Source organism: Aminobacter sp. P4_H6_2 (assembly GCF_056400805.1).
Window position 1 is genome coordinate 1 of record NZ_JBFUKO010000963.1, and the last position, 1372, is coordinate 1372.

Here is a 1372-nt window from a genome sequence, read left to right on the forward strand (position 1 = left end):
AGAGCACTGTCGATCTCGGCTCCCTCGGACCGGTCGGCAGATCGGCCACCGAAGTCCGCTCCCGCCATTTGGCGACGGTCTTCTGGTTGATTCCGTAGCGTTTCGCCAGCGCCCTCAGGCTCTCTTGACTATGCTGTATCGCTCGACGGACCGCCTCTGTCGTCGTGGCGCTCCCATGAAGAACCTGGCCCATAGTGCATCCCCTGTTTCGGCCAACAAGGATGCCCCATCAAAGCCTGGGATCAAACATCTAGAGCCTTTCAGGTTTTGACGGAAGCATATCCGGCATTGCGGAAGTAGTTGGCGCATTCGGCGGGTTCGATCTCGGGGACGAGGGTGCCGATGTGTCGCCATGTCTCCTCAATGGTTCGCTTCTGCGCCTGTCGCATCCAGTGCTTTATCTTGGCGAAGGCCTGCTCGATCGGGTTGAGGTCGGGCGAATAGGGCGGCAGGTACCAGAGCCTGGCGCCGGCGGCGCGGATCATCTGCCCGATGGCGGCGGACTTGTGGGAGCCGAGGTTGTCCATGACGACGATGTCGCCGGGTTCGAGTACCGGGACGAGCTGCTGTGCGACATAGGCTTTGAAGCACAGGCCGTTGATCGGTCCGTCAAACACGCAAGGAGCGGCGAGCCGGTCGAACCGCAGAGCTCCAACAAAGGTCAGCGTGCGCCAGTGGCCATACGGGGCAAAGCCGCGCAGGCGCTTGCCTCTCGGCCCCCAACCGCGCAGCGGCGCCATGTTGGTCTTGATCCACGTCTCGTCGATGAAGACCAGCCGTCTGGGGTCGAGGCCCGTCTGCCAGGATCGCCAGCGGTGTCGCCGCCGCGCGATGTCGGCTCGGGCCTGCTCAAGCGCGAACAGTGTTTTTTTTGAACCGCAGCCCGTCGCGCCGCAGGAACTGCCACACCGTATCGTGCGACACCTTCACCCCGCGCGCCGCCAGTTCCGCCTTCAGCCCATGCAGCGACAGATGCGGCGTCTGGTTGAGCCGCTCGACGATGAAGGCCCGATGCGGCTCCAGAATACGCTTGCGATGGCCACCCATCTTGCCGGGCGCCACCGACCCCGTCGCGCGATAGCGCTGCGACCACTTCACCACAGAGGAAACGGCGACGCCGAACCGGGCCGCCACCGTTCGGCAGCTTTCGCCCGCCGCGACTGCACCTACAACACGCTCACGAAGATCATTCGAAAGAGGTCGCGTCATCCGATGCTGGCCTCCATTCCAGCCAGCATCTTGATGGGGTTGTCTAATCGCAACTGGGGCGTCAATAGTAAGTTTTGTCGAAGCAGCACTGCCGGTGCATGGTTGTCTTCGCGGTCGACATCGGTCGCCGCATGATGGAGCTTCGCGGCACGAGCCTTCAATG

1 protein-coding gene and 1 pseudogene are annotated in these 1372 nt (G+C 62.9%); both read right to left on the bottom strand.

Annotated elements, in window-relative coordinates:
* Positions 1-193 (bottom strand): annotated as a pseudogene (locus AC1DUU_RS32090) (IS481 family transposase); the annotation flags it as partial.
* Positions 194-260: 67 nt separating this feature from the next.
* Positions 261-1209 (bottom strand): IS630 family transposase gene (locus tag AC1DUU_RS32095; protein ID WP_476787330.1). Its coding sequence is split into 2 segments (ribosomal slippage): positions 261-872 and positions 874-1209, totalling 948 coding nucleotides; the frame shifts between segments, so codons are not numbered across the junction.
* Between the last annotated feature and the right edge of the window lie 163 nt (positions 1210-1372).